The organism is Thiemannella venezuelensis, assembly GCF_014203605.1.
In the GTDB taxonomy this organism is placed as follows: domain Bacteria; phylum Actinomycetota; class Actinomycetes; order Streptosporangiales; family Streptosporangiaceae; genus Planomonospora_A; species Planomonospora_A venezuelensis.
In genome coordinates this window covers 53134-66979 of the sequence record NZ_JACHJJ010000026.1, presented here as the reverse complement: position 1 = coordinate 66979, position 13846 = coordinate 53134, and the positions used below count along the sequence as shown (strand labels likewise).

13 protein-coding genes, 1 tRNA gene and 1 other RNA gene are annotated in these 13846 nt (G+C 71.7%); 12 read left to right on the top strand and 3 right to left on the bottom strand.

The features are described from left to right. Positions 1 to 155: 155 nt before the first annotated feature. Positions 156 to 605, top strand: a complete 450-nt coding sequence (locus FHS22_RS39705) for a tyrosine-type recombinase/integrase (protein WP_221474298.1) — start codon at positions 156 to 158, stop codon at positions 603 to 605. Positions 606 to 1386: 781 nt separating this feature from the next. On the opposite strand, the gene FHS22_RS29960 is transcribed toward FHS22_RS39705, so the two are convergent. After that, a tRNA-Ser gene (locus FHS22_RS29960) sits at positions 1387 to 1475 on the bottom strand. Positions 1476 to 1557: 82 nt separating this feature from the next. On the opposite strand from FHS22_RS29960, the gene ffs reads away from it, so the two are divergent. The 7 genes from ffs (at position 1558) to FHS22_RS29925 (ending at position 8285) form a co-directional block, all read left to right on the top strand. Beyond that, positions 1558 to 1656: signal recognition particle sRNA small type (gene ffs, locus FHS22_RS29955), an RNA gene on the top strand. A gap of 31 nt (positions 1657 to 1687) precedes the next feature. After that, positions 1688 to 4084: a DNA polymerase III subunit gamma and tau gene (locus FHS22_RS29950; protein ID WP_184947193.1), complete on the top strand. Its 2397-nt coding sequence runs from the start codon at positions 1688 to 1690 to the stop codon at positions 4082 to 4084. Positions 4085 to 4369: 285 nt separating this feature from the next. Then, complete coding sequence (locus tag FHS22_RS29945; RefSeq protein ID WP_184947192.1) at positions 4370 to 4723, top strand: YbaB/EbfC family nucleoid-associated protein; 354 nt, start codon at positions 4370 to 4372, stop codon at positions 4721 to 4723. Between the two features lie 3 nt (positions 4724 to 4726). Beyond that, on the top strand, positions 4727 to 5326 hold the full coding sequence (gene recR / locus FHS22_RS29940) for a recombination mediator RecR (RefSeq protein ID WP_184947189.1): 600 nt from the start codon (positions 4727 to 4729) through the stop codon (positions 5324 to 5326). Beyond that, a complete protein-coding gene (locus FHS22_RS29935; protein WP_184947187.1) occupies positions 5319 to 5849 on the top strand; it encodes a DUF5063 domain-containing protein in 531 nt (176 codons plus the stop codon). Before recR ends, FHS22_RS29935 begins: the two co-directional genes overlap by 8 nt. A gap of 91 nt (positions 5850 to 5940) precedes the next feature. Beyond that, positions 5941 to 7215 (top strand): aspartate kinase, encoded by a 1275-nt coding sequence (locus FHS22_RS29930; RefSeq protein WP_184947184.1) that lies wholly within the window; start codon positions 5941 to 5943, stop codon positions 7213 to 7215. Then, positions 7212 to 8285, top strand: coding sequence for an aspartate-semialdehyde dehydrogenase (locus tag FHS22_RS29925; RefSeq protein ID WP_184947181.1), 1074 nt, complete (start codon positions 7212 to 7214; stop codon positions 8283 to 8285). Before FHS22_RS29930 ends, FHS22_RS29925 begins: the two co-directional genes overlap by 4 nt. Before the next feature lie 55 nt (positions 8286 to 8340). On the opposite strand, the gene FHS22_RS29920 is transcribed toward FHS22_RS29925, so the two are convergent. Beyond that, on the bottom strand, positions 8341 to 8886 hold the full coding sequence (locus FHS22_RS29920; protein WP_184947178.1) for a hypothetical protein: 546 nt from the start codon (positions 8884 to 8886) through the stop codon (positions 8341 to 8343). 220 nt (positions 8887 to 9106) lie between these two features. On the opposite strand from FHS22_RS29920, the gene FHS22_RS29915 reads away from it, so the two are divergent. The 3 genes from FHS22_RS29915 to FHS22_RS29905 all read left to right on the top strand — a co-directional run bounded on the left by FHS22_RS29915 (position 9107) and on the right by FHS22_RS29905 (position 11444). After that, on the top strand, positions 9107 to 9781 hold the full coding sequence (locus tag FHS22_RS29915; protein WP_184947176.1) for a TetR family transcriptional regulator: 675 nt from the start codon (positions 9107 to 9109) through the stop codon (positions 9779 to 9781). 154 nt (positions 9782 to 9935) lie between these two features. After that, the gene (locus tag FHS22_RS29910; RefSeq protein ID WP_184947173.1) at positions 9936 to 10904 is read left to right on the top strand and encodes an LLM class F420-dependent oxidoreductase; all 969 of its coding nucleotides are present in this window, start codon (positions 9936 to 9938) and stop codon (positions 10902 to 10904) included. Positions 10905 to 11105: 201 nt separating this feature from the next. Then, positions 11106 to 11444 carry a YkvA family protein gene (locus tag FHS22_RS29905; RefSeq protein ID WP_184947170.1) on the top strand — a complete coding sequence of 113 codons (339 nt, stop codon included), beginning with the start codon at positions 11106 to 11108 and terminating at the stop codon, positions 11442 to 11444. On the opposite strand, the gene FHS22_RS29900 is transcribed toward FHS22_RS29905, so the two are convergent. Next, positions 11425 to 12621: an amidohydrolase family protein gene (locus FHS22_RS29900; protein WP_184947168.1), complete on the bottom strand. Its 1197-nt coding sequence runs from the start codon at positions 12619 to 12621 to the stop codon at positions 11425 to 11427. The two genes, FHS22_RS29905 and FHS22_RS29900, sit on opposite strands and share 20 nt — an antisense overlap. Before the next feature lie 345 nt (positions 12622 to 12966). On the opposite strand from FHS22_RS29900, the gene FHS22_RS29895 reads away from it, so the two are divergent. Further along, a complete protein-coding gene (locus tag FHS22_RS29895; RefSeq protein ID WP_184947165.1) occupies positions 12967 to 13839 on the top strand; it encodes a hypothetical protein in 873 nt (290 codons plus the stop codon). The last annotated feature ends 7 nt before the right edge of the window (positions 13840 to 13846 follow it).

Sequence of the window (13846 nt, the reverse complement as noted above, 5' to 3'; positions counted from 1 at the left end):
GGGTGAGATCGGATAAGACGTTCTCCGGAGCCGGGGCACGCCGGTTCCGGGGCGGCGCCTGCCGCATCGTGCTCCTCGCCGCCGTTACCGCCATCACGCTGGCCGGGACGGCCGGCGCCTTGGCCTTGGCCCTGGGCCTTCGCTAGAGCGAAGCCCTGGGCCTGAAGTGGATAGACATAGACCTCGACAAAGGCACTCTGCGCGTACGGCGAGGCCGCCAGCGCCCCAAGTACGAACACGGGTGCGGGGAGAGCTGCGGACGCAAGGCGGGGTACTGTCCCCAGCGCAAGCAGGTCCGAGCGGACACAGCAGAGACGAAGTCCCTAGCCGGACGCCGAACCATTGGCCTGCCTGGCCAGCTCGTCACCCTACTCCGCGCGCACCGAGAGGAGCAGGACGTCGACAGGGCGAACGCCCGGGACCTCTGGCAGGAAGGCGGGTGGGTCTTCACCACCGCGACCGGCGGCCCTCTCAATCCGAATACCGACTACCACCAGTGGAAGGACCTACTGAAGGCCGCCGGACTCCGAGACGCCCGGCTGCACGACGCACGGCACACCGCTGCGACGGTCCTCTTGCTCTTGGGGTCCCCGAGCGAACCGTGATGGCCATCATGGGATGGTCAAGCACCGGCATGACCCGTAGGTACCAGCATGTGACCGACACCATCCGGCACAGCGTCGCCACTCAAGTCGGAGACCTCCTGTGGCATGAAGACCGGTTCGTTTCTTAGAACAGAAGGCGCACCCCCCATACCACAGCAAGCGCTAGGACGTTCACGATGAGCGATGTTGCGAGGATTCCCTCGGCACGGGGAGTACGAGCTAATCCGATGGCCGTAAATGCTCCCACGATGATCCAAATACTCCCTGCGGCTGCTGCAGGAAGGCTTCGCCACCAGCCCTGGAACGGGCCCACTACAGGGACGTCGCTTAGATCCCATGTCAGGAAGAGACTATCCGTGAAGTGCCACGACTCGCTTAGTAAGAGTCCCCAGCCCGCTACACAAGATGCCAAGCCCTGTACTCCCAGAAGAAGATCCATGGTATCTGCTCGCTGCCGCCTCCGCTTCGGCTTGCGCGACGGTTGAGAAGCCCTCCCTGGCGACTGTCGAGCGGATTGTGTGCCACGTGCGTTGTTGGGGCTCGGTCCCGCCTTGGAGCGGTAGAGAGCGATCACTGAGACGATGAACGACATGATGCCGAAGAAGGCTCCTACGACAGATGCGATCTGGTCGGCAATCTGTAAGGGGGACTCCACCCCTACCTGTGTACAAGGGACTACAGGGTGTGTCTAGATCTCGCGACAGCTAGGTCAACTGAGACTAGAACTGAGACGGGAACGCCAGAGGGGCCAGCCCGCATGCGCGGGCTGGCCCCTCTGGGCTGGCGGAGGATAGGAGATTTGAACTCCTGAGGGGTTGCCCCCAACACGATTTCCAATCGTGCGCCCTAGGCCAACTAGGCGAATCCTCCGTCGGCAAGCTTAGCGGACTTCTGGCACTGCGTTGCACACCAAATCGCGGACCCGAGCACCGCGCCGGGGGGATAGACTGTTCCCGGACCCCTCGCGCGGCGTCATCCTGTGAACCTCCCCAGGGCCGGAAGGCAGCAAGGATAAGCGGGCTCTGGCGGGTGTGCGAGGGGTTCCTTCGTTGCAGGACCCCTCGCAGGCGGGAGCTCCCTGGATGAGTCTGGCGCTCTACCGCAAATACCGGCCCGGGACCTTCGCCGAGGTCAAGGGCCAGGAGCATGTCACGGAGCCGCTGCGGCAGGCGCTGCGGAGCGGCCGGATCAACCATGCTTACCTGTTCAGCGGCCCCCGCGGGTGCGGCAAGACCTCCAGTGCCCGGATCCTGGCCCGCTCGCTGAACTGCGAGAAGGGCCCGACCCCCGACCCCTGCGGCGAGTGCGAGTCCTGCGTGGCGCTGGCCCCGACCGGCCCCGGCCACCTCGACGTCATCGAGATCGACGCGGCCTCGCACGGCGGTGTCGACGACGCCCGCGACCTTCGCGAGCGGGCCTTCTTCGCGCCCGTCTCGGCGCGCTACAAGATCTACATCATCGACGAGGCGCACATGGTGACCCGCGAGGGGTTCAACGCGCTGCTCAAGCTCGTCGAGGAGCCCCCGCCGCACCTGAAGTTCGTCTTCGCGACCACCGAGCCGGAGAAGGTCATCGGGACGATCAAGTCCCGGACCCACCACTACCCGTTCCGGCTGATCCCGCCGACCGCGCTGCGCACGCTCATGGAGGAGATCCTCACCTCCGAGGACGTCCCGTTCGAGCCCGCCGCGCTCCCGCTGGTGGTCCGCGCGGGCGCGGGCTCCGCCCGCGACTCGCTCTCGATCCTCGACCAGCTCTACGCCGGGTCCGACGAGAGCGGCATCACCTACGCGCGCGCGGTCTCCCTGCTCGGCTACACCGACGGCGACCTGCTCGACGACGTGGTGGGCGCGTTCGCGGCGCGGGACGGCGCCGCGGTGTTCCAGGCCGTGAACCGGGTGGCCGAGGGCGGCCACGACCCCCGCCGCTTCGCCATGGACCTGCTGGAGCGCTTCCGCGACCTGGTGATCCTGGCCAACGTGCCGGAGGCGGCGAGCAGCGGCCTGCTCGACCGGCCCGCCGACGAACTGGAGCGGCTCCAGGCGCAGGCCGCCTCGATGGGGCCCGCCGACCTGACCCGGGCCGCGGAGGTCTTCAACACCGGGCTGATCGAGATGCGCGGGGCGGCCTCACCCCGGCTGCTGCTGGAGCTGATGTGCGCCCGGGTGCTGCTGCCCGGCGCCGCGCAGGGAGAGGCGGCGCTGCTGGCCCGGCTGGAGCGGCTGGAGCGGAGCGGGCCGGCCGCGGCTCCGTCCGCCCCCGCCGCCTACGCCCCGTCCGCTCACGTCCAGCCGGCCCCGGTCCCCGCCGTCCACACCCAGACCGCCACCGAGGTCCACGCCCAGCAGGCTCCGGCGTACGCGCCGCCCTCCGCGCCCTCCGCGCCGCCCGGCTCCGGGCACCCCGCGTCCCCCGCCCCGGTGGGCGCCGTGCCGGGAGGGCAGGACTCGGGCGGTACGGCGGCGCACACCGGCGCGGCTCCCGGCTCCGCCGCTCCCGCCTCCCCGGCACCGGCCGCGGGGGCCGACGACGACTGGCCCGCCGCGGTCAGGCCGGGCGCCGGCCCGGTCGAATCCCGGACCCAGACCCAGACCCAGACCCGGACGAGGCCGGAGCAGGCCTCCGCCGCGCCGGCCTCCGGTGCCGAGGCGGGAGCCGTGCAGCAGGCGTGGCCGCAGGTCCTGGAGGGCGTCAAGCGGCGCAGCAAGGTCGCCTGGTCCCAGGTCTCGGAGAACGCCCGGCTCGTCGGGGTCGAGGGCAGGATCGTGACGCTCGGCTTCCTCCATCCGGGTGCGATGCGCAGTTTCGTCAACGGCGGCAAGGACGCGGTCATCGCGGAGGCTCTCCAGGAGGCGCTGGGCGGCACGTGGAAGGTCGAGGCCGTCGTGGGGGGCTCGGGCGGTGCCCCGGCCTTCGGCGGCGGGCGCCCGTCCGCCCCGGCGGCTCCCCCGCAGCCCCCGGCCCCCCGGCAGGAGCCGGACATGTCCCGCCCCGCCCCGCAGGCGTCCGTCCCCGCACCCGCCGGCGCACCGGAGCAGGAGGCCCGCCCGGCCCCGGGCGGGCAGGACGCCCGCGTGTCCGCGGGCGGCCCGCAGGCCCCGCAGACTCCGCAGGCCGGTACGGCTCAGGCGCCTCAGGGAGGCGGTACGGCTACCGCCCGGCCCGCCACGGACGAGTCCTGGCCGGACGAGCCCATGCCGGACGACCCCGGCTCGCCGCCCGCCCCCGGTCCCGGTCTCGCCGCCGCACGCTCGGCGGCCAGGGCCGCGGCCCAGAGCGGCCCCCGGCCGGGCGGGAACAGGCCGGGCGGCGGCAACGCCGCCTGGCCGGACGCGATCCCGGGGCGTGCGCCGGTCTCCGAGTCCGACGAGGTCGATCCGCTGAACGACGCGGACGCCGACGTCGACGCGCTCACCGGCATGGCGCTCATCCAGCGCGAGCTCGGCGGCCGGGTCATCGAGGAGATCGACCACAGCTGACCGGGCCCCGCCTCGCCGTACCGGCCCCGGGCGGTGGAGCCGGAGAGTGAATCAGCGGATACCGCCGGTGCGCGCCCGCGTCGCGTGAGAGTGTGGTCACATTCCGCTGCGGCCGTCGCGCGGCGGTGCGGGGCGGGGTCCCGGATGTCTGGAGGGGGGTTCGGGACCCGGTCTGCCGGGGAAACGGATGCGTCTTGGGGAACACACGCTCGCGCCGGTGCGCGACTCGGCCCCGAACCCGTAGGCTCGGTGACGACTGATGTCACGGACGAGGAGCGCACCACGGTGAACCCAGGGGATGTCAACCTCCAGCAGTTGCTGGAGCAGGCACAGCTCATGCAGCAGCAGTTGGTGAGCGCCCAGCAGGAGCTGAACGACGCGGAGATCGAGGGCTCGGCGGGCGGCGGTCTGGTCGTGGCCACGGTCAACGGCGGCGGCGAGCTGCTGGAGCTGAAGATCAGTCCGGAGGCCGTGGACGCCGCCGATCCCCAGGAGACGGCGGAGACGATCGCCGACCTGGTCATCGCGGCGATCAGAGACGCCGTGCGGGCCGCCGCCGACCTGCAGCAGGAGAAACTCGGTCCGCTCGCCCAGGGGCTGGGCGGAGGGGGCGGCCTCGGCCAGCTCCCCGGGTTCTAGGTCATGTACGAGGGCGTCGTCCAGAACCTGATCGACGAGCTCGGCATGCTGCCGGGCGTCGGTCCCAAGAGCGCGCAGCGGATCGCGTTCCACCTCCTGGCCGCGGACCCGACCGACGTCAAGCGGCTCGCGCACGCCCTGCTGGAGGTAAAGGAGAAAGTCCGCTTCTGCCGGATCTGCGGGAACGTGGCGGCGGAGGAGGAGTGCCGGATCTGCCGTGACACCCGGCGCGACCTCCACGTCATCTGCGTCGTGGAGGAGTCCAAGGACGTCGTGGCGATCGAGAAGACCCGCGAGTTCCGCGGCCGCTACCACGTGCTCGGCGGGGCGATCAGCCCGATCGACGGCGTCGGCCCCGACGACCTGCGCATCCGCGAACTGATGACCCGCCTGGCCGACGGCCGGGTGACGGAGTTGATCATCGCCACCGACCCCAACCTGGAGGGGGAGGCGACCGCCACCTATCTCGCCCGTCTGGTGAAGCCGATGGGTCTGAAAGTCACACGACTGGCCAGCGGCCTGCCGGTAGGCGGTGACCTCGAGTACGCCGACGAGGTCACCCTGGGCCGCGCGTTCGAAGGACGGAGGCTGCTGGATGTCTGATGAGTGGAGCACGTTCGCGGACCGGATCGCGACGCACGCACAGAACTACCTCGACGGGCTGACCCGGCTGGCGGGCGGCGAGGGCGGGGACGCCGTCCTGCCGCTGCTGCTGGTGGAGGTCGCGCAGGTGAGCTCGGCCGGCGCGCAGCTCGGCGCCAGCCAGGACGTCATCCTGTCCGGCAACTGGGAACCGCACCTGAGCGAGGACCCCGACGTCGACCCGCTGCGCACGGCGCTCGCCGAGCGGCTGGGCCCGGTGGACGACTACGCCGAGGTCTTCGACCCCTACAAGGACACCTCCGTCACGCCGTACCGCCTCTCGGACGACCTGAGCGCGGTCGCGGCCGATCTCATCCACGGGCTGCGGCACTACCGGGCGGGCCGCCCGCTGGAGGCCCTGTGGTGGTGGCAGTACTCCTACTTCAACACCTGGGGAAACCACGCGGGAGCGGCAATGCGGGCACTTCAGGCGCTCGTCGCCCACACCCGCCTCGACGTGGCCGAAGAGCGCACGACGGTGTGATCGTCCACATAGTGGTCTAAACCAGGGGGAACATATCGGCACCCCAGTAGACTGAGAGCTCCACAGCCCTAGATTGCTTCGGAGACATCTCGTGGCGCTCGTTGTTCAGAAGTACGGTGGTTCGTCCGTCGCCGACGCGTCCTGCATCAAGCGGGTCGCCCAGCGGATCGTCGCGACGAAAAAAGCCGGCAACGACGTCGTGGTGGTCGTCTCCGCGATGGGCGACACCACCGACGAGCTGCTCGACCTCGCCCAGCAGGTCTCCCCGCTCCCGCCGGGCCGCGAGCTCGACATGCTGCTCACCTCGGGTGAGCGCATCTCGATGGCGCTGCTGGCGATGGCGATCGCGAACCTGGGGCACGAGGCCCGCTCGTTCACCGGCTCCCAGGCCGGCGTCATCACCGACTCCACGCACGGCAAGGCGCGGATCATCGACGTGACGCCCGGCCGCATCCGCGAGGCGCTCGACCTCGGCCACATCGCGATCGTGGCCGGTTTCCAGGGCGTCTCGCAGAACACCAAGGACATCACCACGCTGGGCCGGGGCGGCTCGGACACGACCGCGGTCGCGCTGGCCGCCGCCCTGGAAGCCGACGTGTGTGAGATCTACACCGACGTGGACGGCGTCTTCACCGCGGACCCGCGCGTCGTGCCGGCCGCCCGCAAGATCCCCAGGATCTCCTACGAGGAGATGATGGAGATGGCGGCCTGCGGATCGAAGATCCTGCACCTGCGCTGCGTCGAGTACGCCCGCCGGTTCAACCTGCCGATCCACGTCAGAAGCTCGTTCAGCACCAAGGAAGGCACGTGGGTCGTCTCCGACCCCGACAGTGAGGGAACAGAGATGGAGCAGCCGATCATCTCCGGCGTCGCGCACGACCGGAGCGAGGCCAAGATCACCGTTGTCGGGGTGCCCGACAAGGTCGGCGAGGCTGCGACGATCTTCAAAACGCTGGCGGACGCCGAGATCAACATCGACATGATCGTGCAGAACGTGTCGGCGGCGGCGACCGGGCGGACGGACATCTCCTTCACGCTTCCCACGAGCGACGGCCCCACGGCCCTGACCGCTCTGAAGAAGGTCCAGGAGCGCATCGGTTTCGAGTCGCTGCAGTTCGACGACCAGATCGGGAAGGTGTCGCTGATCGGCGCGGGCATGCGCTCGCACCCCGGCGTCACCGCGACGTTCTTCGCCGCCCTCGCCGACGCGGGGGTGAACATCGAGATGATCTCCACCTCGGAGATCCGCATCTCGGTGATCGTCGGGCAGGACGAGGTGGACGCGGCCGTCGGCGCCGCGCACCGCGCGTTCGACCTCGACGCCGACCAGGTTGAGGCTGTTGTCTACGGAGGTACCGGGCGATGAGCGCTCGCAAGCCCACTCTTGCTCTTATCGGCGCGACCGGTGCCGTCGGCACCGTCATGCGCGACATCATCTCGACCCGGGAGGACGTCTACGGCGAGATCAAGCTCGTCGCCTCCGCCCGTTCCGCGGGCAAGGTCCTGCAGGTCCGCGGCGAGGACGTGGTCGTCCAGGAGCTGACCCCCGAGGTCTTCGACGGCGTCGACATCGCGATCTTCGACGTGCCCGACGAGGTCTCCGCGACCTGGGTGCCGATCGCCGCCGGGCGCGGCGCGGTCGTCATCGACAAGTCCGGCACCTTCCGGATGGACCCGGACGTGCCGCTGGTCGTGCCGGAGGTCAACCCCGAGGCCGCGCGCAACCGGCCGCGGAACATCATCTCCACCCCGAACTGCACCACGCTGTCGATGATGGCCGCGATGGGCGCGCTGCATGAGCAGTACGGCCTGCGCGAGCTGGTGGTCGCCTCCTACCAGGCGGTCTCCGGCGCGGGCGTGGCCGGTTCGGCGCGGCTCTACGACGAGGTCGAGGCGCTCGCGGGCGACCGCACGGTCGGCCAGACCGCCGGTGACGTGCGCAAGGCGCTCCAGAACAAGCTGGGCGAGGAGGAGTCCCCGTTCCCGGCCCCGGTGGCCTTCAACGTCGTGCCGTGGGCGGGCTCGCTCAAGGACGGCGGCTGGGCCTCCGAGGAGCTCAAGCTCCGCAACGAGTCCCGGAAGATCCTCGGGATCGACGACCTGAAGGTCTCGGCGACCTGCGTCCGCGTCCCGGTGATCACCACCCACTCGCTGGCCGTGCACGCGACCTTCGAGCGCGAGATCACCGTCGCCGACGCCCACCGGATCCTGGAGGCCGCCCCGACCGTGGTCGTCATGGACGACCCGGCCAACGGCGTCTTCCCGACCCCGGCGGACGTCGTGGGCACCGACCCGACCTACGTGGGCCGGATCCGCCAGGCGCTCGATTTCCCGAACACGCTCGACCTGTTCGTCTGCGGTGACAACCTGCGCAAGGGCGCGGCCCTGAACGCGGCGGAGATCGCCGAGCTGGTCGCGGCCGAGTTCGCCGGCTAGTCCGCACCGCCCGCCCCGGCGCCGTTCCAGGACGGCGCCGGGGCGCGGCGGTTCCTCAGCGGAAGAGGATGTCCCAGTGGGACGGGGTGCGGGCGTACAGGGCCCGCGCGGAGCGGTAGAGCCGCGCCCCGTCGTCGCGCAGGCCGTCGGCCGGGTACCTGCCGGTGATGTAGCGGTCGATGCACGGGTTGGGGGCCACGTCCACCTTGTAGCCGGTGCCGTGGCTGTAGCGCCCGTGCTCGTGGCCGGTCTCGGTGCCGCCGGTCAGGACGACCGGGCAGCCGCTGCGCCGCTTGAGCCGGATCACCTTCCTGAGCGTGGCCGCCCGCACCTTCTCGAAGGAGGTGCAGCGCCGGTTGCCCCGGTCGGCGCACCCGCCGGAGGAGACCCAGCCCAGCCCGGCCCGTTGCAGGAGCCGCACGGCCTGGGAGTGGCTGAGCAGCCGCCCGGGGCGGTCGGTGCCGGGCAGGGCGGGCCGCTGCGCGCCGAGCGGGGCGGCGTGCCCGGCGCCGGGCCGTACGGCCTGCGCGGCGGCGTCCTGCGGGAGCAGCAGGGCCAGGGAGGCCTGCAGGACGAGCAGGGTCAGGACACGTGTCCTCATCATCCATCCTCCGTCTCGGGTCGCCCTTCCGCCCGCAGGTCCGCTCCGCCGGTCCTGCGGGCAGGCCGCTGTGCCCGTCGGCTCGCTCGCTGCGCTCACGCACAGCAGCAAAGTCACCCCGGGTGCCCGTGTCTTCTCCCGAGGCCCGGTTTTTGCCCTGTGATGCCGATCACCGTGAGCCGCGCTGACCTAACGGGGCGATGGGCCGTACAGTGACGACGTGGCCGCGCCGACCCAGAGGACCCGTGGATCCGACAGGACTCGAGAGATCATCGTGGAGACCGCCCTGCGGCTGTTCCGCGAGCGGGGCTACGAGGCGACCACCATGCGGGCCATCGCCGCCGAGGCGGGGGTCTCGGTGGGCAACGCCTACTACTACTTCTCCTCCAAGGAAGCGCTGATCCAGGCCTACTACGACCGGGCGCAGGCGGAGCACGAGGCGGCGTGCGAGGAGCTGCTGGCCGCCGAGCGCTCCTTCGCGGGGCGCCTGGGCGGGGTGCTCCGGGCGTGGGTCCGGGTCTCCGAGCCGTACCACGAGTTCGCGGTGAAGTTCTTCAAGCACGCCGCCGAGCCGACCAACCCGCTCAGCCCGTTCAGCGTCGAGTCGTCTCCCGCGCGGGAGGCGTCGGTCGCGATCTACCGCCGGGTCGTGGACGGCTCGGCGGACCGGATGGACGCCGAGCTCAGGGCGGAGCTGCCCGAGCTGCTCTGGCTGATGTCGATGGGGATCGTGCTGTTCTGGGTGCACGACACCTCCGAGGGCTGCCGCAAGACCTACCGGCTCATCGAGCTCACGGTGCCGCTGGTGGACCGGCTGGTCGGCCTCTCCCACCTGCCGGGCCTGCGGGGCATCGCGCGCGACTTCATCGCCGGGGTCCACGAGCTGCGCTCCTGAGCCTCCGGGCGCCCGGGGCTCCCGGACACGGCAGGCCCGCCTTCCTGACATACCGTCCGGTTGGTATGGTCGAGCTGTTGACGGACCCTCGGTCGGGTGCGGCACGCTACACCAGAATGTCGTTCTGGACAGAGGGACCATGGGAGGCAGCACGATGGCGACGGGCGCACGCTGGGGGATGACGGTCCCCTTCTACGACCGCTCACTGGCCGCATCGAAGGACCTGGTCGCCGAGCTCCCCGGGCTCGGCTACACCGACGCCTGGTCGGCCGAGGTCAACGGCGTCGACGGCTTCACGCCGCTCGCGCTGGCCGCCGAGTGGGCCCCCGGGCTCCGCCTGGGCAGCGCGATCGTCCCGGTCTCCACCCGGGGCCCCGGCCTGCTGGCGATGTCGGCCGCCACGCTCGCCGACCTGGCCCCCGACCGGTTCGTCCTGGGCATCGGGGCCTCCTCGCCGGCCATCGTGGAGCGCTGGAACGCCGGGGAGTTCAGCAAGCCGTTCTCCCGCACCCGCGACACCCTGCGCTTCCTGAAGAAGGCCCTGGCGGGCGAGAAGGTCACCGAGAAGTACGAGACCTTCGAGGTCAAGGGCTTCAAGCTGGAGCGCGCCCCCAAGGTCCAGCCGAAGATCGTCCTGGCGGCGCTGCGCCCCCGGATGCTCCACCTGGCCGCCGAGGAGGCCGACGGCGCGATCACCAACTGGCTCTCCCCCGAGGACGTGCGGAAGGTCCGCGCCGAGGTCGGCCCGGAGACCGAGCTGGTCGCCCGCCTGTTCGTCTGCGTCACCGAGGACGCCGGCAAGGCCAGGGAGCTGGGCCGGTGGATGCTCGCCAGCTACCTGACCGTCCCCGTCTACGCGGCCTTCCACGACTGGCTGGGCCGCGGCGAGGTCCTGCGGCCGATGCACGAGGCCTGGGCCGCGGGGGACCGGCAGGCGGCGCTCAAGGCCATCCCCGACGAGGTCGTGGACGCGCTGATCGTGCACGGCGACGCCGCCGCCTGCCGGGCCAGGATCCGGGAGTACGTCGCGTGCGGCCTGGACACCCCGGTGCTCGCGCCCATCCCCGGCGGCGAGGTGCCGATCGCGCAGGCCGTACGGGACCTGGCGCCCGGCGCGGACTGACCGGCGGGCAGGCGTCCGGTACGGCGGGCCGCCCCGCGCCGCGGCCCGCCGTACCGGCATCCGGCGGAGGCACGGGCGCGGCGGAGGGTTTCCGGAAGTCCGCGCGCCGGTCCGGAACCGGAGGGCGTGATCACGCGTTATATCGTGACGAGGCCGGGTAGGAGACGCGGCCGGACGAGCGTGTTCTGCGAGGAGGTTCCCATGGCGAAGGCGGCGCGAGCGGCACAGGCCTGGCGGGCGTACCGGGACGTGACGAGGCCGGGATCGCCCGGCATCGGCGCCAGGCTCAGGGCCGTCCCCCGGCTCGTCGGCGCGGTGCTGAACGGCACCTACCCCGGCATGGGAAGGGGCAAGCTGGCCCTGATGGGCCTCGGCGTGCTCTACATGATCTCGCCGATCGACGTCATCCCCGAGTTCCTGCTGCTCGTCGGGGTGGCCGACGACTTCGGCGTCTTCCTGTGGCTGATGGGCTCACTGCTCGGCGAGAGCGGGCGCTACGTCGACTGGGAGAGGACGCACGTCAGAGTTCTTCCATCCTGAGCCAGGCGCGGGACGGGAGCGGGTGGCCGAACAGGCGGGCGGCGTTGCCGTAGGCCACCCGGGCGATGTCGGCCGGCGGCAGGCTGCCCATGTTGCGGGTGATGTTCTGCTGGGTGTCGGGCCAGGTGGAGTCGGAGTGGGGGTAGCCGCTCTCCAGCAGCACGTGCTCCAGCCCGACCGCCAGGCGCACGCCCGACAGGGCGTGGTCGTTGAGCGTGCCGAAGAAGAAGTTGCGGCGGAGCACCTCGCTGGGCTTGAGCCCGCCCTCCCAGGACGCCTCTCCCGCGACCGGGTGGTCCAGCGCGTAGTCGGCCCGCTCGGCCAGCATCGGCAGCCAGCCCACCCCGCCCTCCACGATCAGGATCCGCAGCGCGGGGAAGCGCAGCGGCACGCCCGACCAGAGCCAGTCGGCGCAGGCGAACATGGCGCTGGCCGGCATGAGCGTGGTGATCGCCTCGATGGGGGTGTCGGCGGACGGCACGGGGGTCCAGGAGCCCGTCCCGGTGTGCAGGCAGACGACGGTGCCGGTCTCCTCGCAGGCGCGGAAGAACGGGTCCCAGTGGTCGCTGTGGATCGACGGCAGGCGGAGCCGGGCCGGGAACTCGGGGAAGAGCACGGCCTTGAAGCCCTTGGAGGCGTTGTCGCGGACCTCCTTGGCGGCGATCTCGGGGTCGGCCAGCCAGGGCAGCTGCAGGGCGATGATCCGCTCGGGGTAGGTGCCCGCCCAGACGTCGACGTGCCACTCGTTCCAGGCCCGCAGGACCGCCAGGCCCAGCTCCTGGTCGCGGGTCCTGGCGAAGACCATGCCGGACTGCCCGGCCAGCATGCCGGGGAAGCAGAGCGACGCCCAGACGCCGCCGCGGTCCATGTCCTCGATCCGGGCCTCGATGTCGTGGCAGCCCGGCCGCATGTGCTCGAACCGGACCGGGTCGAGCGTCCACTGCTCGCGGGGGAGCCCGGCGCCGACGTCGATCCCCGCGCACGGGTAGGTGGCGCCGCCGTACCGCCAGACCTGGTGGCCGGAGTCGGTCTCGACGACCTTGGGGGCGAGCTCGGCGTACTTCTCGGGGAGCCGTCCCTCGAACATGCCGGGCGGCTCGATGAGGTGGTCGTCGACAGAGATGATCACATAGTCCCGCCGCCTGGGCTCGGGATCGGGGAGCAGCGGCGTCGTCACGGGATCAACGGTACGGCGCTGGCATAACACTGAACAAGCCACCAGGTCTCGTGTTGATCCCGGATGTTCCCCGGGACCGCCGGAGGGGGAACGGGCGGCGGCCCCGGGGGTCCGGACCCGCCGGGCCGGTGCAGGTCGTGGCGGGTCCTGGGGGCGCCCCTACCCGTCGGACGGCGAAATATCAGATCTTTACGGGGAATGTAGGTTTGGCCGGGCAAGGTGTCTTCCCGGGGCGCGGACCGCCTCACCGGATCCGGCGAGGCGGTCCGTCAGGGCCCGTCCTGCCGGCCGGGCCGGGGGCTCGCCCTGACGCGGGCGGCCGGCGTTTCGGGGAGGGAGGCGGACGTGCTGACGGATGTTCCGGCGCGGACGGACACGGCGGCTCGGGAGGGCGGCGCGGCGCGGGCGGACGCCTGGGCGGCGCCGGGCGTCGCGGCGCGGGCGGGCCGCGCCGGGCGGGCGACCGGCCGGTTGAGGAGGGCCCTGCGGCGGGAGCCGGGGCCCGTGCGGGGAGCGGGCCTGGCCGCGGTCGTCCCGGTCCGGGGCGGGATCCCGTACGGCGTGCGCCTCGCGCTGCTCTTCGTCCTCGCGCTCTCCACCGTGGTCGTCCACCTGAACCAGGCCCCGCCCCTGCGCGACGCCGAGGAGCTCATCGGCGACCTGCGGGCCGGAGGCGTGACCAAGGTCGTCTACGACGCCAGCTGGCCCGCCTACGGCACCCTGACGTGGTCGCACGGCCCGCTCTCCTGGAGCCAGGCCCGCTTCGACCAGCCCGGAGACGTCTGGGACCCGGAGAGCACCCGGCTGGTCCCCGAGGCACTGGAACGCCGCCAGGAGGCCTTCCTGGCCCGGGTGCGGGCCGCGGCGGGCCCCGAGGTGGAGATCGTGCGGGCCGGGGGCGGCCGGGGGCCGATGGGCATGTCGGCGGTCTCCCCCGCCTACGGGCGGTGGTGGGAGCCGTTCGCGCCGGTCGCGGTGGCGGCCGAGCTGCTGGCCTGGCTGCTCATGCTCACCCGCCGGGACCACCGCCACGCCGGCCGCCCCGCCTGGTTCTGGCTGTTCCTGACCGGTGGTTCGTTCCTCTACGTCCTGCTGGAGCCGTACCCGCTCCGGCGCGGTCCGTACGAGCCGCTGCCGGTCAGGCACCGGCTCGACGGGACGAGCGGGTTCGTGATCGCCGCGACCGTCGCGTTCGCCCTGGGGCTCGCCGCGGCTTGATCACAAC